At 50.5% G+C, this 23,413-nt stretch carries 22 protein-coding genes; 9 read left to right on the top strand and 13 right to left on the bottom strand.

Annotated features, from left to right (window positions below; translation table 11 throughout):
* Window positions 1–91 precede the first annotated feature (91 nt).
* A complete protein-coding gene (locus tag LX87_RS17160) occupies window positions 92–655 on the top strand; it encodes a hypothetical protein (RefSeq protein ID WP_111629495.1) in 564 nt (187 codons plus the stop codon).
* 264 nt (window positions 656–919) lie between these two features.
* On the opposite strand, the gene LX87_RS17155 is transcribed toward LX87_RS17160, so the two are convergent.
* Complete coding sequence (locus LX87_RS17155) at window positions 920–1,303, bottom strand: hypothetical protein (RefSeq protein ID WP_146624499.1); 384 nt, start codon at window positions 1,301–1,303, stop codon at window positions 920–922.
* A 564-nt stretch (window positions 1,304–1,867) separates the two neighbouring features.
* On the opposite strand from LX87_RS17155, the gene LX87_RS17150 reads away from it, so the two are divergent.
* The 3 genes from LX87_RS17150 to LX87_RS17145 all read left to right on the top strand — a co-directional run bounded on the left by LX87_RS17150 (window position 1,868) and on the right by LX87_RS17145 (window position 3,662).
* Complete coding sequence (locus tag LX87_RS17150) at window positions 1,868–2,320, top strand: hypothetical protein (RefSeq protein ID WP_111629493.1); 453 nt, start codon at window positions 1,868–1,870, stop codon at window positions 2,318–2,320.
* Window positions 2,321–2,352: 32 nt separating this feature from the next.
* Complete coding sequence (locus tag LX87_RS28820) at window positions 2,353–2,517, top strand: hypothetical protein (RefSeq protein ID WP_170139384.1); 165 nt, start codon at window positions 2,353–2,355, stop codon at window positions 2,515–2,517.
* A 677-nt stretch (window positions 2,518–3,194) separates the two neighbouring features.
* On the top strand, window positions 3,195–3,662 hold the full coding sequence (locus tag LX87_RS17145) for a DUF6843 domain-containing protein (RefSeq protein WP_111629492.1): 468 nt from the start codon (window positions 3,195–3,197) through the stop codon (window positions 3,660–3,662).
* A 421-nt stretch (window positions 3,663–4,083) separates the two neighbouring features.
* On the opposite strand, the gene LX87_RS17140 is transcribed toward LX87_RS17145, so the two are convergent.
* On the bottom strand, window positions 4,084–5,436 hold the full coding sequence (locus tag LX87_RS17140; RefSeq protein WP_170139383.1) for an MFS transporter: 1,353 nt from the start codon (window positions 5,434–5,436) through the stop codon (window positions 4,084–4,086).
* A 151-nt stretch (window positions 5,437–5,587) separates the two neighbouring features.
* Here LX87_RS17140 and LX87_RS17135 point away from each other — a divergent pair, with 151 nt between their 5' ends.
* The 3 genes from LX87_RS17135 to LX87_RS17125 all read left to right on the top strand — a co-directional run bounded on the left by LX87_RS17135 (window position 5,588) and on the right by LX87_RS17125 (window position 9,365).
* The gene (locus LX87_RS17135) at window positions 5,588–6,994 is read left to right on the top strand and encodes a BamA/TamA family outer membrane protein (protein WP_111629491.1); all 1,407 of its coding nucleotides are present in this window, start codon (window positions 5,588–5,590) and stop codon (window positions 6,992–6,994) included.
* A 22-nt stretch (window positions 6,995–7,016) separates the two neighbouring features.
* A complete protein-coding gene (locus LX87_RS17130; protein ID WP_111629490.1) occupies window positions 7,017–8,843 on the top strand; it encodes an ABC transporter ATP-binding protein in 1,827 nt (608 codons plus the stop codon).
* 153 nt (window positions 8,844–8,996) lie between these two features.
* Window positions 8,997–9,365 (top strand): iron chaperone, encoded by a 369-nt coding sequence (locus LX87_RS17125; protein ID WP_111629489.1) that lies wholly within the window; start codon window positions 8,997–8,999, stop codon window positions 9,363–9,365.
* Between the two features lie 3 nt (window positions 9,366–9,368).
* Here LX87_RS17125 and LX87_RS17120 read toward each other — a convergent pair whose 3' ends face one another.
* On the bottom strand, window positions 9,369–10,352 hold the full coding sequence (locus LX87_RS17120; RefSeq protein ID WP_229310702.1) for an App1 family protein phosphatidate phosphatase: 984 nt from the start codon (window positions 10,350–10,352) through the stop codon (window positions 9,369–9,371).
* A gap of 204 nt (window positions 10,353–10,556) precedes the next feature.
* Here LX87_RS17120 and LX87_RS17115 point away from each other — a divergent pair, with 204 nt between their 5' ends.
* Window positions 10,557–11,441: a diacylglycerol/lipid kinase family protein gene (locus tag LX87_RS17115; protein WP_111629487.1), complete on the top strand. Its 885-nt coding sequence runs from the start codon at window positions 10,557–10,559 to the stop codon at window positions 11,439–11,441.
* Between the two features lie 5 nt (window positions 11,442–11,446).
* On the opposite strand, the gene LX87_RS17110 is transcribed toward LX87_RS17115, so the two are convergent.
* The 9 genes from LX87_RS17110 to LX87_RS17070 all read right to left on the bottom strand — a co-directional run bounded on the left by LX87_RS17110 (window position 11,447) and on the right by LX87_RS17070 (window position 21,654).
* Complete coding sequence (locus tag LX87_RS17110) at window positions 11,447–11,863, bottom strand: hypothetical protein (RefSeq protein WP_111629486.1); 417 nt, start codon at window positions 11,861–11,863, stop codon at window positions 11,447–11,449.
* Between the two features lie 165 nt (window positions 11,864–12,028).
* Entirely contained in the window at window positions 12,029–14,452 is a 2,424-nt protein-coding gene (locus LX87_RS17105) for a T9SS type A sorting domain-containing protein (RefSeq protein WP_111629485.1), read from the bottom strand.
* Between the two features lie 3 nt (window positions 14,453–14,455).
* A complete protein-coding gene (locus LX87_RS17100; protein WP_111629484.1) occupies window positions 14,456–15,124 on the bottom strand; it encodes an SGNH/GDSL hydrolase family protein in 669 nt (222 codons plus the stop codon).
* Between the two features lie 38 nt (window positions 15,125–15,162).
* On the bottom strand, window positions 15,163–16,272 hold the full coding sequence (locus LX87_RS17095; RefSeq protein WP_111629483.1) for a D-TA family PLP-dependent enzyme: 1,110 nt from the start codon (window positions 16,270–16,272) through the stop codon (window positions 15,163–15,165).
* A gap of 54 nt (window positions 16,273–16,326) precedes the next feature.
* Window positions 16,327–16,791, bottom strand: coding sequence for a RidA family protein (locus LX87_RS17090; protein ID WP_111629873.1), 465 nt, complete (start codon window positions 16,789–16,791; stop codon window positions 16,327–16,329).
* 142 nt (window positions 16,792–16,933) lie between these two features.
* The gene (locus tag LX87_RS17085; protein WP_111629482.1) at window positions 16,934–18,253 is read right to left on the bottom strand and encodes a gluconate:H+ symporter; all 1,320 of its coding nucleotides are present in this window, start codon (window positions 18,251–18,253) and stop codon (window positions 16,934–16,936) included.
* A gap of 101 nt (window positions 18,254–18,354) precedes the next feature.
* On the bottom strand, window positions 18,355–19,620 hold the full coding sequence (locus LX87_RS17080; protein ID WP_111629481.1) for an McrC family protein: 1,266 nt from the start codon (window positions 19,618–19,620) through the stop codon (window positions 18,355–18,357).
* Window positions 19,621–19,650: 30 nt separating this feature from the next.
* Entirely contained in the window at window positions 19,651–20,520 is an 870-nt protein-coding gene (locus LX87_RS17075; RefSeq protein ID WP_170139382.1) for an META domain-containing protein, read from the bottom strand.
* 57 nt (window positions 20,521–20,577) lie between these two features.
* Complete coding sequence (locus LX87_RS17070) at window positions 20,578–21,654, bottom strand: Gfo/Idh/MocA family protein (protein ID WP_111629872.1); 1,077 nt, start codon at window positions 21,652–21,654, stop codon at window positions 20,578–20,580.
* A 111-nt stretch (window positions 21,655–21,765) separates the two neighbouring features.
* Here LX87_RS17070 and LX87_RS17065 point away from each other — a divergent pair, with 111 nt between their 5' ends.
* Window positions 21,766–22,188 carry a hypothetical protein gene (locus tag LX87_RS17065; protein ID WP_111629479.1) on the top strand — a complete coding sequence of 141 codons (423 nt, stop codon included), beginning with the start codon at window positions 21,766–21,768 and terminating at the stop codon, window positions 22,186–22,188.
* A 181-nt stretch (window positions 22,189–22,369) separates the two neighbouring features.
* Here the strand turns inward: LX87_RS17065 and LX87_RS17060 are convergent, their stop codons facing one another.
* Window positions 22,370–23,401 (bottom strand): galactitol-1-phosphate 5-dehydrogenase, encoded by a 1,032-nt coding sequence (locus LX87_RS17060; protein WP_111629478.1) that lies wholly within the window; start codon window positions 23,399–23,401, stop codon window positions 22,370–22,372.
* Window positions 23,402–23,413: the final 12 nt, after the last annotated feature.

Below are 23,413 nucleotides of genomic sequence, written 5' to 3'. Positions count from 1 at the left end.
TAAGCTATCAGCACTTATTTACTAATTACTAACCAGTTAGCAGACATTTTCAAGGTTTTAGTTCTATATTTATAAAAAGCTATATAAAACTATGGATAAGATTTACCTCTCAAAGAGCTTTTTAAAGAATCCGGCCTACGCGGTTTCGGCATTACTGACCGCCATTGTCTTAGTTGAAGCCATAAACTGGCTGTTTTCTTTCGAAAGAAAGATAGCCGTTGTGAAAAAGTTTGGTGGTTTCCCCGACTATCTCTATCTCGTTCTGCGCGGTATGATCATTCCCGAATTAATCACTACTATCATTATCCTTGCCCTGATCAACCTTGTCCATACGTGGTTCAGAATCTACACGGTTCGTTTGTCGTGGCTGGGGGTGCTGCGGTATGAGCTTCTCTTTTTGCCGGTTATGGCGGTAGCTTTTTTATTCTTTAATCCCATTACTCAGTCCATTCGCTATTTAATGGTCGAATTTCCTGATTATAACTTTTCTTTTTATTGGGAAACTTATCTGCTCGGCACCTATTCATGGCGGGCCTATTTCTTATATTTAATTCCCGTCCTGATTATAGGTTATCTTTCTCTTAATATGTCGCTTCTGAATGATTTTATTAAAAGTGCCCGAAACTGGAAATATCAGAATCCGGCAGTCGGTTAATGATCCGGTTTTGTTATCAACCATTCTTTTCTCAACCCACTCGGTAACGGCTCCTGGGCCAACTAATAAAGAAGGATTTAACTACTATCAATGACTTCGTCCATAGATGGCATGAGATTCACCAACCTAAACAGATAACCTGGGAAGGTCAGCGAATCTATGTATTTTTCTAATCCAGGGCATTTACGGTTTTCGTTTAAAGAGTTTAGTTAATCCACACACCATAATCGTGGTTATAAAACGAGTTGAAATTCAGCGCTTATTTTACTTTATCTCTTTTTGGCGAATTTTCGCTTTATATAAAGTGCCATACATAGACAACCAATCTTCACCTTCGCCTATAATACTAACCTTTCCGTCAATAAGCCTGTCTGACGAAACATCAATCTCGATGCCTAGGGTATCTTTATGGCCTGTGATGGAGTACCAGTAATAAAGTTGATGCGCATTGCCTTTCCATTTATGAATAGGCCCTTTGAATAATCTCGAATCGATTCCATGATCAAGTAGATAGCTACTAAAAAGTTGTCTAGCTTCAGCATCTATCTCATAGTTATCTTTCTTTTTAAGAAAATGTAAATAGATGAAGTACAATATAGCAACGGCCATTACAAAGCTCATTATTCTAATAAAAGTTTTCTGTCCCATTCCAAAGGGTATTACTTTGCATTGAACTTGTAGATACCTGACTTCCTTTAAAAGTAATTGCAGCTTGGGCTCTCCGCCCCATATGCAACCCAATCTTTAACTTTAGTTATAAAATTACAGACTCCAACAATAAAGCTATTTTAAGGATTTGGCTGCTTTTCAAACTTGTGGAAATTAGTAACTTCGGTTGACATTGCTTTTCAACCAAGGTTGAAGAATATATACTTAGAATAGTACAATATAAGTACTGTTTAACTAATTGCAATTAGCCCAGATCCGTCGTATAACTAACGTGGCTGTTGCAAAAGTTTGGTTTGATCGCTATGCCCCGGCTATTAATAACTCAAAAATACCGATTTTTGAAGCTTCTGATTGCAGGTTGAAGCTTTTGACGCATTGGAAACTTATCAAAACCATCGATGGAGTTTATGGAACTGGACACAGAAGGACAACCAACGCAAAGGGCGGAACGTGCAGGACATACCAAAGGTTATTCGCTTTTTAAACAGCGGTAATTTGAAAGAGAATGGAGAAAGATGACAAATCGTGGCCAATAGGAGCAAAATGGTAAAGAAGTTACTTAGACTATTAGGAATAATTATTCTTTTGATTGCAGCATTTGTAGTTTGGGTGGAGCAATCCCGTTCATTTTACTGCTTATCAGAAGATATATGTATTACGGTGTGGAAGCGTTCAAGTGGATGCTATATTATTCCGTATAAATATTACGGAGTATTCAAACCTACAAATAATTATATAAAAACGAGTAATACTGGATATGTAGATATTATATTATCTGGCAACAATAGTTTACTTGTCGATCTTGAAGAGAATGCCGAAATCGTACAACCAATATCTGGGAAAAATTTGATAGAGCGGTATAGTAAAAACCAAGCTGTCAATGATAGTCTCTATACCATCTTTGATGGCACATACACGATGTACAAAAAGGATGTTAGTTTCATCAGCATAAACATCAAGGAGAACTATGCCAGACTTAAAAAAGATCACCGATAGGGCCTAAACAATCATTTGAAGGATTAACAGGAATGGCTTTGGATAATAAAATGGTTGAATTTGAACAATCTAAAGTTAAAGAAGACATAAACAGTTATAAAGGAAGTGTTTTAGACTTTATTATTAGTAATATCAATGGTCTTTTTACAGGGTATGTTGCAAAACCCCTTGGATCAGGAGCCGTTAACGATGTATAAAAGAAAGCTTTAATGGAGGTAAGTCTTTTAATTTCAAGAATTATGTAGACAGGGCAAAATTAGGATATGAACTAATGAAAAAGATGCACAATGAATAAGATTATAAACTCCCCAATATTATATATAAGCTTGTTTATTACTGAAACTATAGGCTGTTTTTTAATGGTTTTGTTTTATTTTAGTTCTGATTCATTAGATTTTAAGGAAAGTTTTGATGCAGTTACTTTATGGAATTTTTGTAGAGTGCTGTTTTACGGCATACCGTTTATAATTTTGTATTCTCTAGCGTTTAAGTACATTGGCAATATCAAGTTATACAAGCCTTTATTATTTTCTCTTTATAATGTATTAATTTACGTTGGCTTATCTATTTTGTCAAGAGTTATTTGGGGCAATAATATTCCCTTACCACCAGAAGGGATAATGTTTTGGGTAACGTGTATTTTCGTTTTTTTAAGCCCTTTAATTTTATGACAAGTGCCTTACTTTAAAAACCTAATGCAAAGTTTATAAGGCAATAAAACCCGATTTGGTTCGGAATTTTATCATTTACAATAAATTCAATTTAGTAGCCTTAATAAAGTTTTGATAAAAAGCAAACTTCACTGATGTAACACAAATAAAAAAACTTATATAACATCTGAATAAAACCAAAATATACAGAAAACCTTCAAGTAATGATAAAAACAATTTTAAGTCTTTTTTTAGCTATAGTTTTTTTTAGTTGCAACAAAGGCAAAAAAGAAATCATTGTCATACCTGATAAATTCAAAGGATATATTTTAGTAATATTTAATCAAAAAATTGGAAAAGATGAAGCTTATCGAAATGGAAGTAGGATTTACAATATACCTACTTCTGGCGTTCTTAAAACAAAGTTTAGAGCGAACTATAGCTGGAGTGAAGCGCCTGAATTTTATTACAATAAAATAAATGAAAAACAGAAATTGCCAACATACTTCGAAACCAGGAAAATTCCAGAAGGCATTATAGTAGGCTTAATAGGGTCAAATGGGAGTGCAAATAAAGACTTTGAAGCAAAAGAAACAGTTGAGTTTGCTTTTTTTTACGTAGGCACAAAACTTGAAATAGAGCAATATAAAGAGGAGGCTCAAAAATTAGATATAATTGAGTTAGCAGAATAACAAAGGTTAAAGCGTATTTTTTGTAAAATAGGAGCGTGTCCAGTTTTGGCAATCAGACCTTCGGGTGACATCGCTTTTCAACCAAGGTTGAAGAATATACACATAGAATAGTATAACATAAGGGCTATTTAACTAATTGCAATTAGCCCGGATCCGTCGGATAACTAACGTGGCTGTTGCAAAAACGAACCGTATCTTTATATACCGTATCTTTATATAAAGCAAACCCAACGGCAAAAAAGCCTTTTAAGTCCTACAAGTAAAGAGTTGCCTCACGAAAAAGCTGTTCCTATTGCTGAGCCTACTGGCGTGTGGCTGTTGAAGAGTCTCCCCTTTTGAGATCGATCCCCACGAAAAATATACCGTAGCGAAATTAGGGAAACGGACGCCCGCCCGGTGCAGACAGCCGACCATGGAACTCCTAATGACCTCCGGCCCCAAGTGGGAAGGCGGCCCGCTCGGCCCTGGGCGACTCCCTGACCAGAAAACAGGCACCAGCCGCCAAAATCAGGCAAATACCGCATAGCGCCAGCGCATTCAGCGGGTCGTTGTTCAGGACGGTTTCATACAGAAAGCCAATCGTCATGTTATTGATGATCTGCGGCACCACGATAAACCCGTTAAACAGACCCATATAAACACCCATGCGCTCCTTCGGCACCGAGGTCGACAGCATCACGTACGGCATGGACATAATAGAGCCCCAGGCCAGCCCCACCAGCGTCATCCCCACCAGATAAATGTTTTTATCCGACGATAATAGCATGGAAAGAAAACCCAGCCCGCCAATGGTCAGAAAAACCGCGTGGGTGCTGCGCCGACCCAGCCGGGCAGCAATCGGCGGCAAGAGGAACGAGATACCAAAACAGCCGACGTTGAACAAGGCAAAACACAGGTTGCTCCATTCCAGCCCTTTCGCAAAACCGACGGGATTGGTGTTGGCGTCGGGGGCGTTGAACGCATGGCGGGCAATGGACAGTGACAGATACTGCCACATCAGCGGTAGCCCGTACCAGGTAAAAAACTTCACCCACCAAAGCTGTTTCATCGTCGGCGGCATGTTGCGCAGGGCTTCGAACACGTCGGCAAACGCATGGAACACGCCCCGCTTTTCCTGCTTCATGCGCCTAAATTCTTCCATGTTGTCAGGTGGGTACTCGCTGGTGGTGTATAACGTCCAGAAAACCGCCCCCAGAATAGCGACCGCCCCAATGTAAAAGGAATATTTGACAAAATCCGGGATGTGGTTCCCGCCGGAAGCCGCCAGTGTAACGCCAAAGAGGGGGAGCAGGAACGGCATGAGATTGGCCAGCGTTTGTCCGAAACCGACGAAAAAACTCTGCACGGCAAACCCCAGATTGCGTTGCTCTACATTCAACTTATCGCCAATGAACGCCCGAAACGGTTCCATCGTAATATTCAACCCGGCATCGAGCAGCCACATCAGACTGGCCGCCATCCAGAGTGCCGACGAGTTGGGCATCATAAACAGGGCGAAACTTGTAATAATGGCACCAACCAGAAAATACGGTTTTCGGCGGCCCCAGCGTTCTGACCACGTACGGTCGCTCATCGCCCCAATAATGGGCTGCACCAGCAACCCCGTTACCGGCCCGGCCAGCCACAGAATGGGAATAGCGGATTCTTCGGCGTTCAGGTAGCGAAAGATTGGGCTCATGTTGGCCTGCTGGAGACCAAAACCGTATTGAATACCCAGAAATCCGAAACTCATGTTCCAGATTTGCCAGAACCGCAGCCGGGGCTTGTCGTGCATGAAGAATGGAAATTAGTCTGGTTTGTATCGGATCGCAAAACGGCTCAATTCTGACAATAATAAGGATTTTATTGCAAGATTTTAAGATCGTTTTTACCTATTTTTTTATTGCGGTACTTTTAAAGATTCATCGGTCAAGACCGCGTATTTCATGCTTCTTTCCATCCTGATCTGGTCATTGTCACTGTCGGACACAACGGCAACACCGCAGCCCGTCGCCGATTCGGTGCAGACGGATTACTGGGTGGTCCGGTCGGTACAGATTCGCGGCAATCAGCGGACGCGGGAGCGCATCATTCTGCGCGAAATGGAACTGAAAGCGGGTGACACGATCCGACGGCCCGTATTGACCGAGAAACTAGCCTGGGACCAACGCAAAATCACCAACACCAATCTGTTCGTTACGGTCGATGTGGCGGCCCGGGAAGTGGGTTCGCAGCAGATTGATATTGATGTAAACCTGAAGGAACGCTGGTACTTTTTTGTGATCCCGATTTTTGACCTGGCCGACCGTAATTTCAACGAATGGTGGTACGAGCGGGGCCGCAGTCTCCGGCGCACCATTTACGGTGCCCGGATCAACTACAAAAATGTAACCGGCAATGCCGACCGGCTCAATGCCATTTTTGAATTTGGCTTTGCCCGCCGGACCCAGGTGCTGTACACGCTGCCGTACATTGACCGGGCGCAGAAAACGGGTCTGAGCGTGGGAGCCTCCTACCAGACCAACAAGGAGGTAGCCTACCGCTCGGCGCTGGACAAACTGGTGTATTTCAGAAGCGAAGACCTCATGCGCGAGCGGTTTTACACCAACGTGATTCTGACCCGCCGAAACCAGTTCTACAACTTCCACCGCCTGGAACTCCGCTACGTCCGCAACTCGATTGCCGATACCGTTGCCCGGCTCAACCCGGACTATTTTCTGAACGGCCAAAGCCGCCAACGGTATTTTCTCTTAAGTTACCTCTTTACCCACGACCGGCGCGATGCGGTGGCCTATCCGCTTCAGGGCCATTATTTTAATCTGGCGGCTAATCAGTACGGTTTGTTACCGTCCGATAATCTGCGCCTGTTCGAACTCACTGCCAGTTATACCCGTTACTGGCCCATAGGTGCCAGATTGTACGCCAGCAACAGCCTGCGCGGCAAGCTATCCTGGCCCGAACGCCAGCCGTACCTTAATTTGCGGGGGCTGGGTTATACGTCGGATTTTGTTCGTGGCTATGAACTGTATGTGATCGATGGGCAACGATATGGCCTCTTACGCAACACCCTGAAATACCAACTGCTGAACACCCGAAAGCAGCTAAACTGGATGCCATTAAAACAATTTAATACGGTGCCTTTGGCATTATATTTGAACGTGTTTGGTGACATGGGTTTTGTGGATAATTCACTGGCTCAGAACTATAACAGCCGTTTGGCAAATTCGCTATTGTATGGAGGGGGACTGGCGTTGGATATCGTTACTTTTTACAACATTGTCGGGCGAATTAGCTACTCCGTAAACCGGCAGAGACAAACTGGAATTTTCTTCAGCTTCACGTACGATTTATAATAAAATAATCACCGTAACTTTCATGCAAAATCCCTACCTGGCCCTGCTCCGCACGGCTTGGCAATACGCACGTCAGGAGAAACGACGGTTTGTTTTCGTTTACTTTCTGTTTATTCTGGCAAACATCATTGCCGCCATGCACCCGCTTTTATTCGGGTGGTTTGTTACGACGATTCAGCAAAAAGACGCCCCCGTTCAGTCCATCGTTTTATGGTATGCCGCCGGTTATCTGGCCCTGCGGCTGGGCGAATGGTGTTTCCACGGTCCGGCCCGCGTTATGGAGCGCGAACTGGCCTTTACGCTGAGCCGGAACTTTCTGATGGAGCTTTACCACCAGACGATCAATCTACCCGTTAGCTGGCACAAGGACCACCATAGCGGCTCGACGATCAACCGGATCCGGAAGGCTAATGACGCTCTTAAGACCTTCTTTCAGAGCGGCTTTGTGTACCTGCACACCATTTTCAAATGCCTGTTTTCGTTCGGTGCCATGATGTATTTCTCGCCGGTTTTCGGAACCATCGGCGTTATGCTCGGTGCGCTGACGGTGTGGCTGATCATGAAATTCGACAAGCCGTTTATCAAAGCCGTCGACGAGTCCAACGAACGCGAACACCAGGTATCCTCCACGCTTTTCGACAGCCTTTCCAATATCATTACCGTCATCACGCTCCGGCTGGAAAAACAGATGGAAACCAGCCTGTTGGGCAAAGTGATGGCCGTCCTTCCTCCGTTCCGGCGGCACGTCCGTATCAACGAATGGAAGTGGTTTGTGGCCAGCATGATGATTGCTCTGATCTACGGTGTTATTACAGCGGGTTACGTTTACCAGCATTATATACCCGGTGAGGTGTTTGTCATCGGCGGCCTGGTGACACTGCTGGGCTACATCAATCAGTTTAACAGCGTGTTTACGGATATAGCGTTTCAGTACACTGAAATTGTGCAGTTCAATACTGATGTGCAAACGGCCCGCAGCATTGGTCAGGCTTACGCCCAGCAACACCGCCCCGAAACTGTCGAAACCCTGCCCGCCCGTTGGCAAACCATCGACATTGAAGGGTTGAATTTCAGACACACCAAGGACGATGACCTCTTCCAGCAACTCGGTCGGTTCAAGCGGGCGGGTCTGCACGACCTCAGCATCCGTATCCAGCGCGGTCAGCGTATTGCCCTGATTGGCGAAAGCGGCAGCGGAAAAAGTACCTTACTGACTCTGTTACGCGGTCTTTACAAACCCGAACCGGGTATAGACCTCCGGGTGGATGATCAGGCGTATGCGGATTTGAGCCTGATTGCCGATACGGTGACGCTGATGCCCCAGGAACCGGAGATTTTCGAGAACACCATTGAGTATAACATCACGCTGGGCCTGCCGTTTAGCGAAGACGATATTCAGCAAGCCTGCGAAACGGCCCGGTTTACGGATGTGGTCAACCAACTGCCCAACGGCATGGAAACCAGTATTCAGGAGAAAGGCGTGAACCTGTCGGGTGGGCAGAAACAACGGCTGGCGCTGGCCCGGGGTGTTCTGGCGGCCCGCAGCAGCGACATTATCCTGCTCGACGAACCGACCAGCAGCGTAGACCCGAAAACCGAATTTGAAATCTACCACCGGATGCTCACTAACTTCCGGGGAAAAGCCGTCATCTCGACCCTGCACCGACTCCACCTGCTGACGATGTTCGACTATATTTACATTCTCGGCAACGGCCATGTTATTGATGAGGGCAGCTTCGTCGAGCTTAGAGAGCGTAGTTCTACCTTCCAGAAGATGTGGGAACACCAGAAAGTGCAGCAGCACGAAGCGCACGAAGTTGAACGGATACCCGTAGAGGCTGTGCTCTGAATTAGCCTGGCAGGCAGGTACTTAAATCGACAGGCATCAGTAAATACCCAATCCAGCGATCTTTTGTAACAGGAACGGCTCACGTCGTTCCTGTTTTGGTAGCTATCCCGCTCGACGTTCCCCAAAAGCCGTTCTCTCCAGACCTTAATTGCCATGACGACCGCTAAACCCGAAACCATTGATGACTACATTGCCAGCTTCCCCGCCAACATTCAAACGCTTTTGGAGCTAGTTCGCAACACGGTGAAGGCCGCAGCGCCGGACGCGCAGGAAACCATCAAATACGCCATGCCGACGTTCGTACTGAACGGCAATCTGGTTCATTTTGCGGCTTTCAAAAACCACATCGGCTTTTACTCAACCCCGTCGGGGCATACCGCCTTTCAGGAAGAGCTTTCGGCCTATAAGGGAGCCAAAGGTTCGGTACAGTTTCCGATTAACCAACCCATGCCGCTGGACCTGATTACCCGCATTGTTAAATTCAGGGCGCAGGAGAATCTGGAAAAAGGCGGGAAGAAATAACCCCTACTCCCGCACGTCGGCCTTCTCGACCAGCCCGATTTTGGCAGAATGACGGATGGCTTCGGAACTGTGTCTGAAGTAACAGCAGGGCACACCGGCCGCTATGATCTGATCGACGAAACCCTGCGTCCGCCCTTCGTTTTTCTGGTGTACCCGGCGCAAATACACACACCGAATCTGCCGCGGGAAGTGTTGCACCAGCGAAGCATAAATATTGGGGTCTTCCTGGGTGTCGTCGCCCAGAAGCACGAATCTCATTTCCGGAAAAGCGTCCAGAATCCGGACAATCCGCGTAAACTTGGTCATGTGTTTGTTCTGACCGGTTTTCCAGACTTCCCGTAACTGCTTGATCTGATTTAGTAAGAAAACACCGTCAGGAATGCCGTTTCTTTCACAAAACGTCAGAATGTAATCGTACAGATTCCATTCGCTGCTCGATACGAAAAAGAAAGGGTTGGGGGCCTTTTCGTCGGTTCCGGAGCGGGCCAGCAGTTGGTAGTGTTCCACCACATCCTCAAACGGATCACGGCTGTAGGCATTTTCGGTCAGCAGAACGAGCAGTCGTTTGCGAAGGTTGGCCGAATGCGAAATCAGAAACGTATCATCGATGTCGGAGATAAAACCGTATTGCGTCGAATGCGCCTGAAACACCTTCCCTTCGCCCGTCGTAATGGGATCATTTTCGCCCAGATTGGCGGTAATTAATTCCACTTTTACCGAATGCCAACCGGGCGACAACGGTTTTTGGGGCTTCCACTCCAGCCGAAAAAAACCGTCTTTTTCGGTAATATACCGTACATCTTCTTCAATACCGGCCACTTTTACTGTCATACCGGCCACGGGTCGCGCCATAAAAAGCCGTAGCAGCGCGAAGCTATTGGACCAGAAATTCTGCCGGTATTTTTTGCGGGGCAACGCGCTTCTCCGCAGGACATGACCAAATACAACGATGTTGCCCTGATGAACATACCCCCGATATACTTTCACGACGGGCCTGTCACTAATCCGCAGCCACGTTAAGATTTTGCTTTTTGTTCCGCCACTTGCCTCCATTCTTTGTTTATTGTACGTAACGGGTCGTTGAACGGCCCTTTACACGTGATAATCCGATAATTTAGTACGTTAGCTGCCAAAAACGGCAAACGTCAGATTTATTTCACTTCATAACCTAATCATTGCTGAATCAGGAACATGCCGGAAGCTAAAAAGTTAAAATTTCTGTTCGCCATCAATCCAATTTCTGGCGGGCAGGACAAATCAGTATGGGAAACGGGTATTCAGGATTTTTTCAAAGAACAACCGCATTCGGCCGATCTGTTCCTGTTAGACGGCAAAACTGACCATGAAAAGCTTCCGGAGCGCATTGCTTCGTACCAACCTGACCGGCTGGTAGCCGTGGGCGGTGACGGCACCATCAAATTTGTGGCCGAATACGCCCTGGAAGCCAACCTGCCGCTGGGGATTCTCCCGGCTGGCTCGGCCAACGGCATGGCCCGCGAACTGGGCATTCCCCCCGCGCTGGAAGACAGTCTGGCGGTGGTCGTCAATGGCATGGTGAAACCGATTGATCTGATTTCCATCAACGGAACCGAACACTGCCTGCACCTGAGCGACATCGGCATGAACGCCCAACTGGTGAAGTACTTCGACGAAGGGAATATGCGGGGCAAGCTGGGGTACGCACGGGGCGTTTTGCGGGTGCTGATGCGCCGGAGGCTGCTGCGGCTGCAAATCAATCTGGGCGACCACGTGGTGCATCGGTCGGCCTTTATGGTTGTGTTGGCCAACGCCCGGATGTACGGAACGGGCGCCGTTATCAACCCCGACGGTGACGTTTCCGACGGGAAATTTGAAGTCGTCGTGATCCGGAAGCTGTCGTTTCTGGCCATTCTGCGGATGTTTATTAATTTCCGCCCCTTCGATCCGAGCCACATCGAAATCTTCCCGGCCACGTCGGTCCACATCGTTACGAAGCGGAAAGCCTATTTCCAGATCGACGGGGAATACCGGGGCAAAATCCGGGAGATTACCGCCGAAATCTGGCCCGGCAAATTGCAGGTGATCTTGCCGGAGTAAACGGGTTACTGAACCGTCCCGAACGGTTTCCTGCGGAACGTTACCTGACTCATCGCGTCTTTCTCGTAGAGGGCCAGGCAATACGGTTCAAATTTGCGGTCAAAATTCGGTTGTTTCCGAAAAAGTTCGAGCGGAGCGGGTTTGTCGGCCGGGAAGAAGTACACTTTGGTGTTGCCGTATTTGGTATACAGCATCAAATCGCCGTATTGCCGCATTTCGTCCCAGCGCGTTGTGTCGCTTACCGTCACGGCATAAATCCGGATGATGGGGCCGGTGTTGTTTTCATTCCGGTACATGGCCACCTCCTTGTAGGTGCCCTTCAGGTCGTCAATTCCCGGCTCTTCGCTCGCATCGTAGAGAATATACCCAACCAGCAGCGCGACCAGACCCAAAAGAATGTATTTAACTCGTTTGCTCAGCATGATGCCGTAAAGTTAATGGATTGTTTAAAGAAGTGGCTGTTGCAACAATCTCACAATTAATTACCTGAGTAGCCAGCCACTAAAATTGCTATTTGCAACTCCATGTCATCCTTTAAATCGACCTGATTCAGGTGGGTAAACGAATCTCTCTAGCTATGATTTCCACTATTTATAAACCATAAACCGTAACGTCTGGTGCCCCCGGCTGCCGGTCGCCCGGATGACGTAGGAACCCGCCGGCCATAGGGACACATTGATCTCCTGTTGTTGAGGCAAACCGGTCCCCTTGAGCGGAATGGTTCGCAGCACCTGCCCTTTCGGATTGATTACCGCCAGATTGACCGTCCGCCCCGGCTGCTCAGTCCATTCCACATATACTTTGTTTTGACTGGGATTCGGCCACAACCGTACGGTCAGGGTTCGGGAATAAACCGGGGGGCTGCCTAACGGTTTTAAGACCGTTACGGTGGTTGAGCCGGAAGCCGTACCCGCTCCGCAGGCATTCTGAACGGTGGTAACGCGGTATGCGGTGGTTTCAACGGGTTTCACCACAACCGTCGCCGGACTCTGGCTGGCCGTAAATGATTGACCGTTCGAGAGCGTGTACGACCAGGGCGGTTCGCCCGTAAAGGCAATGGTTAGCCGGGTGCGGTCGGCCACATAGATCGACACCGGTTCGGAAGTTACGGTGGCCTGCGGTCGGGGCCGAACGGTTAGTGGCGGGCTTGGTTCGCCCACAATCCGGCCCTGGGGTGTTCGGATCATCAGCCGGGTACGGTAGCTGCTGCCCATCGGTAAACTGCTGGGCAAAACGGCCTGAATAGCACCCGTACGGCTTTCGCCAATGATGGTCGTCGAGTCATCCGCAAACTGCCCGTTCTGGTCCGACAACTGGAGCAGGTAATTCCCGGCCATCACTTCAGTGGGTATATCCGACTGAAACGGCACGTTAATGGTTTGCCCGGCACAGGCCGAGAATCCGGCCGGAAGCTGCGTTTTCAGCACCGGGGGCCGAACAATGACGGTCAGTTTACCGTTCACCCGGGCGCTACCACACGGTACGCGAACGTCCCGGATTTCCACACTACTGTTTTTAAAGAATCGTACGGGCGTCTGATAGTCCGTTTCTACCTGTTTCCAGGACGTTACCCCGGCTTCGAAAAAGGGAATTACCTGATCGTTGATCCGGAGTGTAAGCTTCTGATACCCTTCGCTCTCGGTAGTAACCCGCACCGGAACGGCTTCTCCGAACCCCACCGTAATCGACTCTGCTGACGTGGTTGCGGCTGCTAACCGAACCGTGGGCGTTTCGATGATATTGACAATTTTGCTGTTAAGGCAGCCCGATAAAGCCGGGTGGGTCGATACCACCTGAACCTGGTAAACAGTCAGTTCTTTTAACGCTTCGGGAATCGAGAACGCCAGTGTATGCGGTTTTCCCGGTACGGCGGCAGCCGACACTTCGGTCACTTTTCGGACTAACATATCCCGATCAGACGCCCAGATCGCCACCTTAAATTCATTATCAGGCTGAAAGCTCCCTACGGGCGTAAAAGAAGTGTACACCGTTGCGTTCCTGCAAAATGCCAGCGGATTATTTGCGGCCTGCCCCCCAGCCGGTTCATAGAGCGAATCGGCCAACATATACGTATCCGGCAACGTTCCGGTTACGGAATACCGCTCCTTCCCCACGCAGGTTTCCCGCAACCGGAACTGTAACCCCACTTTCATGCGTAGATACTGGCCCGGCGTAAAATGATAGTTGGCCGGGCAGAATGGCGTGAAATAAGACATGAAATTGTCAAAATCGGGCGTGTACACCTCTCCCCGCTCGTCGGTCACCCGGCAATAGCGTTCACAAACTTTGGTATCCGAGTCGTAGCTACGGAAACAATTTCCGTACGGAGTTGGATCGGCGGGGGTATCACAGATCAAATCCCCGGTTGTTTCGCAATTAGCCTCAGGCCCGCGTGTCACCAGTTCCCGGCCCATTCCCGTTTCGAAGGGATGGAACAACCCGAAATAATGGCCAAATTCGTGGGGAAGCAGGTATTTACACAGGTTTTCAAAATCGCTGAAATTATTGATAAATATAAAGTTCGAGTTGGCTGAATTGCTTGGAAACATAGCATACGAACTGCTCGTCAGTGGATTAGAGATCATGTAAAGGTTAATGGCCTGATTGACATCATACAACCGGCGCATCGCCTGCACTTCGTCGTTGTTTGTGAGAGAAGCCCAGCGGTCATCTTTCACAAAATTGACCTGACCATCCAGATGAAACCGTATCCCGGCGGGCAGAAACGCCTGATTCAGATACGCAATACAGGTATCGACCTGCGGTTTGGTCACCGGTCCGTCGCCGTTGCTGAACTGCATCACGTTAACCCGGATGGCCACATCCGTCACTTCGTCAGTCAGCCGCTTTCCGGCCTGCTGCCGGAGATACTGCCTTTCAAGCTCCAGTAGAGCCTGCCCGAATGCCCGGGTGGGCGGAGGGGTGCTGCAAACGGGCGTTTGCCCGGCTGCCTGAATAGCAAAAAAGGCCACGAAATACATCGCGGCCAGTGAGCTTCCAAACGGTTTCATGACTTATTTCGCAGTAACCATCAGCTTATACATCTCGTCAGCTACCAATTGGTTACCGGCGTCGTTCAAATGAACGCGGTCGGTCGTCAGAATGCCTTTTTCCTGGTTTTGGGGATTATTTTTAAGATTATAGTCCAGAAACGCTTTCCGAAGGTCGCACAGGGGCAGGTTGTGCCGGGCGGCAATGTCGCGAATCAGTTTGGAATACTGTTGCAGATCACCGTCCTGGTCGTTGGAATAATCGGTTTTTTCGCCAATCACGGCGGGCGTACACAGAATCACCCTGCTCCCGGCAGCTTGCAGTTTTTTAATCACCGCATCGTAAAACTTCACAAACTTGTCCGCGTCGGTACCGGTGCCGTGGGTCCGCTTGTGCCAGACATCATTCACCCCGACGTAGACAAAGGTAATGTTGGGCTGTTTGACCAGCACATCCTCGTCCATGCGCAGAAACAGGTCGTAGATTTTGTTGCCGCCAATACCGGCTCCAATTAATTCGTACGCATTGCCCAGGTTGTTTTTTTTCAGCATATCGCCGATGCGGGTGATATACCCACCCGGCTGAACGCCAGCCTGCGTGATGGAATCACCGAAGAAGATCACCCGGGTCGGTTTGGAGGGTGTCAGGGCCAGCCACATAAACGTCAGCAGCAGAATAGGAAACGTACGCATGATTCAGGTTCAGGAGTAGGGTTTGATTTGTTGCCTGGTTAATAGGTAATTCGGCGTTTGCGGGCATCGATGAGCCAGCGCCCGGCTACCTCGCCGTCCAGAATAATCTGAGCTTCGTCGTGCAGGGCCACCGTTGGGCAAATGTGATAGGGAACACCGTACAGCACATCGCCAATCTGAATGGCATCCCAGTTGGAGACCTGCAACACCAGATGCTCCTCGCTTTGCCCGGTGATTTCGTACCCGTTCAGATTCAGAAACTTCACCCGTTTGTTCAGCGGATTTTCGGCGGCTACGGCTTTATGGCCCAGATCGGTCGTCACAATGCCGGGAGCCGGTTTCGACACCACCCGCGTAATCAGCAGCGCGGCCCACTCAAAGCCTTGCTCGGTCAGCAGATCGCCGTATCCCCAGTCCCACAACAGGCAGGTTCCGGGGCTGCACCAGACGTTGGGCCGGTGGGCATGGTTCGAAAACGTCGGTGTTCCGCCCACAACAATCAGCGGTCGGGTCTCCCCTTCCTCTTCCAGCTTATCGGCCAGTTCTTCCAGCGGTTTTAGGGCCGCATCGGCCTGGGCCTGCCGAACGGTAACGTCCGGATTGTGCAAATGCCCGTCGTACGCGTGGAATCCCCGGACGTCAAACCGTTCATCGGCTTTCAGTTGCCGGTAGAGTTCTTCCAGCTGTTCATCCACGGCATGGCCCGTCCGGTTCATGCCCAGGTTCACGTCGATGTACACCACGGGTTTGTGGGTTGTTTTTTCAAACTCATGCGCGAGTTCTTCTGCCGACACCCAGTTATCGACCAGCGACGCCCACTCGACCCAGTTGTAGGCCTGCACGAGTTCACAGAACCGGTGGAGTTTCGGGCCGGTCAGCTGGTAGGCAATCAGGACGTGTCGCGCACCGGTATCGGCCAGCATTTCGGCTTCCGCGACGGTGGCGCATTTGAACCTGGTAATGCCCGCTTCGACCTGCATCTTGGCCACTTCGGCCATTTTGTGCGTTTTAACGTGCGGAATCAGCTTGTCGGCGTCGCCATCCACCATGTCCAGCATGGTCTGGATGTTGTGGGCAATGCGCTCAGGGTACAGCACCAGGGCCGGCGAATCGATCAGCTGAACGTTTTGAATCAGATAGTCATCCATAAAAAAACTACCCCAACCCCGAAAGAATCACGTCCGGGATTGGGGTAAAAATGGTTAGTCGGCCAGTTCAAACATGACTTCAATCTCCACCGGAATGTTATCCGGCAGCGTTCCCATGCCCACGGCCGAACGAACGCCAATGCCGTTTTCCTCACCCCAGACTTTGGCGAACAATTCGCTACAGCCGTTGATGACGTACGGATGGCGCTGGAAATCGGTGGTACCATTCACCATGCCCAGGGTTTTCACAACCCGTTTGATTTTGTTCAGGCTGCCCAGATTGGCTTTGAGCGTCGACAGAATGGTTAATCCAACCTGTTGCGCGGCCAGTTTTCCTTTTTCCATGTCCAGGTCAGCGCCCACACGGCCAATGATCAGGCTCCCATCGTCCTGCACGGGACCATGTCCGGACACATACACGAAGCGATCTACAATCAGGAACGGTTTGTAAACACCCAACGGTTTGGGGGCGGGCGGCAGATTCAGGCCCAACTGAGCAAATTTTTCGTCTGGAGTCATAAGTGAAGGATCAACACTATTGTCAATAGCGTCAGGTTCTGGTTCGAAATTTAAATTTTTATCTGGTTCAAAGCCCAGGTTCAGATACATATGCGAGGTATATTCCATGGCGTAAAGCGGTTTGGTAACTTGACTACCGTAATTAAACCACCAAATTTAACGCTAAAACCCCGAACAGACCGATAATCGATACAATTGTTTCCATCACCGTCCAGGTTTGCAGGGTTTCCCGAATGCTCAGGTTGAAATATTCCTTAAACAGCCAGAATCCGCCGTCGTTCAGGTGCGACATCATCAGGCTGCCGGAGCCAATGGCCAATACCATCAGCTCGGGTTTTATGTTGGTCTGGTTTTCGATCAGCGGCAGAATTATCCCAACCGTCGTTAAACCGGCCACCGTTGCCGACCCGACACAAACCCGAATGACAGCCGCAATGCCCCAGCCGAGCAGCAGGGGCGAAATCGAAACATCCTGCAACAGAAAACCAATGTATTTGCTCGTTCCGCTGTCGATAAAAATCTGCTTCAGCGCACCGGCCCCGGCAATAACCAGCAGCACCGGCGATGCGGCTTTGATGGCTTCTTCGAGGTCTTTCATGACGGCCTTCATCGTCAGCCCCCGCTGGATGCCCAGGGCGTACACTGCCACCAGCACCGACAGCAGCATACCAATGTACGGTTCGGCCAGCAGGGTAATGAGTTTATCGGCAAACGATCCTTCCGGAAAAACCGTTTTGAGCGGCCCCGTCAGCGTCAGCAGCAACACCGGCAATAACGCGACAAAAAAGCTGATGCCCGCGCCCGGCAATTCATGGTCTGGAATCTGGCGGATTTTAAACAGATCGTGGTCAATCTGGGGACGGTATTTGGTCAGCGTTTTTCCGAAAATCGGTCCCGCAATGACAATGGCCGGAATGGACACAATGATACCGTACACCAGCGTACGGCCAATGTTGGCGCCCAGCTGACCGGCAATGGCTGCGGGGGAAGGGTGCGGGGGCAGATACCCGTGTGCCACCGACAGAGCCGCCAGCATCGGAACCGCTACCGTCATCATCGGCAGGCCCGAAGACGCGGCAATCGTAATAATCAGCGGGAAGACAATAATGAAACCGGCATTGTAGAACAACGGTATGCCGATGATGAAACCGGCCAGCGCCAGCCCCCACCGCAGGTTTTTAACCCCAAATACTTTAATCAGGACGTTCGTAATGCGCATGGCGGCCCCGCTTTCGGCCACCAGTCGGCCCAGCATGGCCCCAAAACCCACAATCAGGACCAGTTCGCCCAGCGTACCGCCGATACCGGTCTGAATGGATTTGCCAATGGCTACCACATCCATACCCGCTGCCAGACCAATGGCGAGCGATACGAGAACAAACGAAATAAACGTATCAATCTTGATAAATGCGATCAGAAAGACCAGGGCCAGAATGCCCAGAAAGGTAAGTACGAGTGGCATTTAGGGAAGCTGAGGTTGTTTAGGAGCTCGTAAGATAGTCAGGAATGATGATTTATGAATAATGAGCAAGGAATTATCTCTATCTCTGCTCCCCTCAGCGTTCATCCTTTCTCCTCCTTCATAACCTTCACAACGGCTTCTTCCAGCGGCTGATTGATGTCGAACGGCACCACCCGCAGGTGCATGGTTTCATCGTAGCCGAACAGTTCCAGCGGCTCCTGAAATTGCTCGGTGGCCGGGTAAATCAGCACCAGTTCAGTGGCGCCGTATTTTTTGCCGTAGGCGTAAAGCTGGTACAAATCCGCCTGATCAATGCCGTAATTTCCGGCGGTATTGGTTGCATCGATGCGCTTCCATTTGGTATCCAGAACCGTCGTTATGCCGTTCCGGCGCAGCAGAATGTCGGGCCGTAACCGGAATTTCCGCCCCCCGCCGTGGTTCTCAATCAGATGTTGCGAGGATTCCTGAAGCGTCACGTCGCCATCCGTCACATACCGTTTAAAACCAGTTCCTACATACTCTTCAAACACCCGTTCCATCGGAAACAGCAACGCCAGGGTCAGGTGCCGGCCCGCCGTCAGGCCAAACGCCCGGCCACTCAGCAAGGCTTCTGCCCACTGAAGGGCCGGTTGATAATGAGCAAAAAGCCGGTTTTGCGTAGCTACAGCCCGTAAATCGTCCGAAAGCCGTTTGGAAGTCGGAACGTCGTCCATCGCAAACAGCAGTTGTCGGATGCGGCTCTGGTTGGGAATCGTCCGGGCACGCTTCTGCACGAATTCCAGTGCGGATTTCAGCAGCCGGTTCGGTGGCAGGTCGGCGGTCTGTTCGTCGAATGTAGTCACCAGGCGCTCGGCGTGAAATCCGTTCTGCCGAATCTGTGCAGCCAGTTCCAGCTTGCCCTTTAAAAACCGTTGATTAGCCGTTTGCGCGACGTACGACTTTTGTAAGCCCCTCGTAACAACCGGCGTTACCGCATCCAGAAATAACGTGATGAAAATTTCCCACAATGGTAGTTCATTAGAACCCTGCCAGGCCGATTCGACGGACCGGAATGGGCTGTTGCGCCAATACCGCAGCATCCGCAGCAGGGTTTTGCGGCCCTGCCGGGCATCAACGGCTTTGGGTAAAATTTCGAGTTGGCTCCCATCCCGGGTTTCGAGCAGCCCGACATAGTTCTTCACCCGAATACACTCCCGGCCTTTTTGCAGAAAAAAAGTCAGGATTGCATCGGCTTCGGTTTCGGTCACAAAATCCCGAAGGGCTTCAAAGGGCGCATCCGGCAGGTATAATTCCGTCAGCGAACTGACGGCTTCGGGGAAATCCCGGCTGCGCCGAATCAGGCCGTATTCAGTGATAACAAAGGGCATTGGCGTACTAACAATCGGAATCCATCCGGACTACGGCCCGGTGGCCGGGGTTTCTTTTTTCACGGTTTTCCGAAACGTCATCACGTACTTGCCATCGGCCAGCAGCGTCAGGCGGTTGTTGCTGATGCGGTAAAGCGTCACGCTCTGCAAGGCCGCCAGAAAACCGGTTTCGAAATCATACGGACACGCCCGGCGCGTGGTAGAAACGGCTTCGAAGCGGACGTTATCGCCGTCGGCCTTTACTTGTCCCTGTAGGGTGTTGCAACCCGTAAATCCCTGCAACCGCTTTTCTTTCACGTTGATGTCCAGCGTCGGCATTTTCCGGTTGACAAACTGCTCGGCATGAAGCCGCTGTCCGCGGTAGGTTTCGAGCACCCACTGGCTGTTGAGCCGGGCCATCCCGTTCAGAAACATTCCGCAGCCGCTATACCGCTGGCCGTTGGTTTCCACCGTTACGCCGTACGCATACACCTGTCCGTTGCGGTTATCCCGGCACACCACCGGACTGATGATGACTTTTAGCCGGTCGTTCCGGCGGCTGGCTGATGCCGGTCGGCTGGCGGTTCGGCGGGTTGACCCGGCGGGGTCAGGCAGGACCTGGGCATCGAAAAGGATACCGCTTCCGCCCGGTTCGCGCTGCGATTTCGGCACGGCAGCAATGAGTACCGGCCCATTCGGAGCCTGGAAACGAATGGCCTTGGTAAAATCAATATCCAGCGCCCAGCCCGGCGTTGCACCGTGCGCCGTAAAATCGATTCCCTGCCGTCGTTTGCTGTCCAGATCCGTCGCCAGTGCGGAACCCGATGCCGCCGGTTTTGTGTGACCGACGGGCATTTTTCGGCAACCGTCGGTCAGTATCATGATGAGGATAAGAGAAAAAAGCGGTGTTAGTTGCTTCATAATCCGATGAATTACTCTGAAAACGTACATCCATCGGTTTTTGTTGAATCGAAGCTCCTAAAAGCGGACGGGCTGCTTCGTACGGGTCGATTCGTAAATGGCCTCAAACAAAGCAACCACTTTGCGCCCCTCCTCACCCGTCACCAGCGACGGACGGCCTTCATTAATCGCCTGGCAGAAGTCGGCCAGTTGCCGCGCAAAGTAATGGCTTGACGAATCAACGCTATTGAACACCTTATCATCTTCTGCCTTCCAGACGCTTTGCAGATCGGCCTCGTCGGGCACCGACCAGACATCGTTGTAGGGTGCATCCTGAATGGAAGTCATCCCGGCAATAAACATCGAGCCACCGTCGGTTTGGACGCCAATCGAAGCGCCGTTCTGTCCGTGAATGTGAACTTTCCCGTAGAGTCCCGGTTTTTGCGAATTGCTGACGATCACGTTGCCAATACCGCCGTTTTTGAAACGAACAACGGCCACCGCCGTGTCATCCACTTCAATTTCCGGGTGGTTCAGGTTGGACCAGACGCCGTACACTTCTTCCATTTCGCCCATATACCAGAGCAGCAAATCCAGTTGGTGCGGAGCCTGATTAACCAATACGCCCCCGCCTTCGTGCTCCCACGAACCGCGCCAGGGGTCGCTGCGGTAATACTCCTCGCTTCGCCAGCCGAACAATTGCGCGTGCCCCAGTACCGGTTGGCCGATTTTGCCGTCGTCGATGGCCTGCCGCATCCGCATACAAGGTTCGTAGAACCGTCGCTGGCTCACCACAGCGAGCTGCCGGTTGGCTTTGCGGGCGGCTTCAATCATGGCATCGCAATCCGCGAGCGACGACGCCAGTGGTTTTTCGACCAGCACATTGGCCCCGGCTTCAAAAGCGGCCACGGTCACTTCACGGTGGGCCGGGTGCGGGGTGCAGACAATGCAGACGTCTACCTTCTCGCGCTCCACCATGTCATAAATATCGGAGTAGGCGGCAATACCGTATTTATCGGCAAACTCCGTGGCCCGGGCGTGGTTCCGCCCATAAACGGCGACAAGTTTGGTATCCGGTGTTTCAAGAACGGCCCGGGCGTGGTTATGCGCCACTTTTCCGGGGCCAATTAAGGCAATGTTGAGGATTTTCGGCATGGGTAAAAGGAGAATGATAAAATAGAGGTATTCGTTGAAGTGCATGATCTTTGCAATGGACTCCAACGATTCGCCCACAAAATGACTCTTGCTTACAAATGTAGAAAAGTCATGAAACAACTGATTCTATTTGTCTTGATTTTGGGCATGTCGATTTCCTGCCACAAAGCCGATCAGGACGCCACTCCTGCCGATCCACTGTATCAAACGTGGAAGCTGGTCGAAATCCAAAATAGTAAGGGTACCTGGGAGTCGGTTTCCTACGAATCCGTCCTGGAACTCCGCGCTGATGGCGACATTCTCTATCCGAAATCCGAACCGGGCTGCTGCTCACCCATTCGTTTTGAACGCCAGGACGAAACGCTCAAAATCACCGAAACGTATGGCGGAGGAGATTGTATTTACGTGGATTGCGCGGCCCCTTCGGCCTATAAAATCGTATCGGTAACAGCCAGCGAGCTGGTTCTTGACATGGTATACGGCATTTCTGTTCCGGTCAGCTATAGTAGCATGAAGTATATCCCAATCAGGTAGGCCGTCCAAAACCTGTTACTTTAGTCAGCTTCCCTACTCCTGAAAATCCGGCTTCGACATATTGGCTTCACTCCTTGTCTGTTAATTAATAAGGATTTTCTAGTTTACGGTTTTGGGATTGACTCGTTTTTGAAAGCAACTCCGGATTAGTACAACCCCAAAACCGTACACCCGATTGTTATCAAGGCTTCAATACAACCTTGATCAAGCCCTTTTCTTTATCGTATAACCGCCGAAACCAACTGGCACCCTCTTCCAGCGGTACTTCGGCGCTCAGAATTGCTTCCACGTTGATTTTGCCGGACGAAATCAGATCCAGGGCCGCTTCGTATTCGCCGTTGATGGCGCAGGAGCCCTGCAACCGCAATTGACGCGTCACAACCGCCTGCAACGGAATAGAAACAGATTTGGCGAGATTACCGACCAGCGTAACCGTAGCTCCTTTTCGCACACAGTCGATGGCAGTTTGGACCGTGGGTTCAATTCCCACCACTTCAAACGAAATATCAGCCCCGCGCCCGTGCGTCAGCGTCAGCACTTCCGCCGTCACGTCCTGCCGACCGGTGTTGATCGCTACGTCTGCCCCCAGTTTTTGGGCCAGCACCAGCCGGTCATCGTCCAGATCAACCGCGATGATAGAACCACAACCCGCCAGTTTCAGCGCCTGAATGACAAACAACCCGATCATTCCGGCCCCCACGACCACCGCCGTATCATTTACCTGAATGGGGGTCAGACTGAGCGCGTGCAGCGCCACCGCCACCGGTTCCACCAAAGCCGCCTGCGTAAAGCTGACGTTCTCCGGAATCTGATAAAGAATGTGCTGCGGCACCACAATAAATTCGGCAAAAGCGCCCTGCCGCCGGAAATCCGGGGTCGAAACGCCCAGCACTTCGCGGCCATCGCTGAGGTTATACATCCCCCGACGGCTGTACCAGTCGTCCAGCGCATACACCGTTGAATCGAAGGTAACCCGGTCTCCAATCTGCCAGTTTTTAACGGCTTCACCGGTTTCGACAATGATACCCGAGGCTTCGTGCCCCATCACAATCGGCGGAATCCTCCGGCCGCTGCTGCCGTCCATGCCGTGAACATCGCTGCCGCAGATTCCTACGGCCTGGACTTTCACCAGCACATCGTTCGGGCCGGGTTGCGGACGCGAAAGGTCTTGTAGTTCAAAATGGTTATACTCAGTCAGGACGAGAGCTTTCATACTTTTGGCATA

Source organism: Larkinella arboricola (genome assembly GCF_003259745.1).
GTDB lineage: Bacteria > Bacteroidota > Bacteroidia > Cytophagales > Spirosomataceae > Larkinella > Larkinella arboricola.
Note: the sequence above shows the minus strand (reverse complement) of the source record. Positions and strands in the feature narration are given on the sequence as shown.

Excerpts from the sequence above, each read along its gene's own strand:
- LX87_RS17155 (WP_146624499.1), bottom strand. The coding sequence starts at position 1,303 with ATGGGACAGAAAACTTTTATTAGAATAATGAGCTTTGTAATGGCCGTT.
- LX87_RS17060 (WP_111629478.1), bottom strand. The coding sequence starts at position 23,401 with ATGAAAGCTCTCGTCCTGACTGAGTATAACCATTTTGAACTACAAGAC.
- LX87_RS17105 (WP_111629485.1), bottom strand. The coding sequence starts at position 14,452 with ATGAAACCGTTTGGAAGCTCACTGGCCGCGATGTATTTCGTGGCCTTT.
- LX87_RS17080 (WP_111629481.1), bottom strand. The coding sequence starts at position 19,620 with ATGCCCTTTGTTATCACTGAATACGGCCTGATTCGGCGCAGCCGGGAT.
- LX87_RS17160 (WP_111629495.1), top strand. The coding sequence starts at position 92 with ATGGATAAGATTTACCTCTCAAAGAGCTTTTTAAAGAATCCGGCCTAC.
- LX87_RS17095 (WP_111629483.1), bottom strand. The coding sequence starts at position 16,272 with ATGGATGACTATCTGATTCAAAACGTTCAGCTGATCGATTCGCCGGCC.
- LX87_RS17110 (WP_111629486.1), bottom strand. The coding sequence starts at position 11,863 with ATGCTGAGCAAACGAGTTAAATACATTCTTTTGGGTCTGGTCGCGCTG.
- LX87_RS17115 (WP_111629487.1), top strand. The coding sequence starts at position 10,557 with ATGCCGGAAGCTAAAAAGTTAAAATTTCTGTTCGCCATCAATCCAATT.
- LX87_RS17135 (WP_111629491.1), top strand. The coding sequence starts at position 5,588 with ATGCTTCTTTCCATCCTGATCTGGTCATTGTCACTGTCGGACACAACG.
- LX87_RS17140 (WP_170139383.1), bottom strand. The coding sequence starts at position 5,436 with ATGCACGACAAGCCCCGGCTGCGGTTCTGGCAAATCTGGAACATGAGT.
- LX87_RS17100 (WP_111629484.1), bottom strand. The coding sequence starts at position 15,124 with ATGCGTACGTTTCCTATTCTGCTGCTGACGTTTATGTGGCTGGCCCTG.
- LX87_RS17090 (WP_111629873.1), bottom strand. The coding sequence starts at position 16,791 with ATGACTCCAGACGAAAAATTTGCTCAGTTGGGCCTGAATCTGCCGCCC.
- LX87_RS17070 (WP_111629872.1), bottom strand. The coding sequence starts at position 21,654 with ATGCCGAAAATCCTCAACATTGCCTTAATTGGCCCCGGAAAAGTGGCG.
- LX87_RS17125 (WP_111629489.1), top strand. The coding sequence starts at position 8,997 with ATGACGACCGCTAAACCCGAAACCATTGATGACTACATTGCCAGCTTC.
- LX87_RS28820 (WP_170139384.1), top strand. The coding sequence starts at position 2,353 with ATGGCTTTGGATAATAAAATGGTTGAATTTGAACAATCTAAAGTTAAA.
- LX87_RS17145 (WP_111629492.1), top strand. The coding sequence starts at position 3,195 with ATGATAAAAACAATTTTAAGTCTTTTTTTAGCTATAGTTTTTTTTAGT.
- LX87_RS17065 (WP_111629479.1), top strand. The coding sequence starts at position 21,766 with ATGAAACAACTGATTCTATTTGTCTTGATTTTGGGCATGTCGATTTCC.
- LX87_RS17130 (WP_111629490.1), top strand. The coding sequence starts at position 7,017 with ATGCAAAATCCCTACCTGGCCCTGCTCCGCACGGCTTGGCAATACGCA.
- LX87_RS17075 (WP_170139382.1), bottom strand. The coding sequence starts at position 20,520 with ATGAAGCAACTAACACCGCTTTTTTCTCTTATCCTCATCATGATACTG.
- LX87_RS17150 (WP_111629493.1), top strand. The coding sequence starts at position 1,868 with ATGGTAAAGAAGTTACTTAGACTATTAGGAATAATTATTCTTTTGATT.
- LX87_RS17085 (WP_111629482.1), bottom strand. The coding sequence starts at position 18,253 with ATGCCACTCGTACTTACCTTTCTGGGCATTCTGGCCCTGGTCTTTCTG.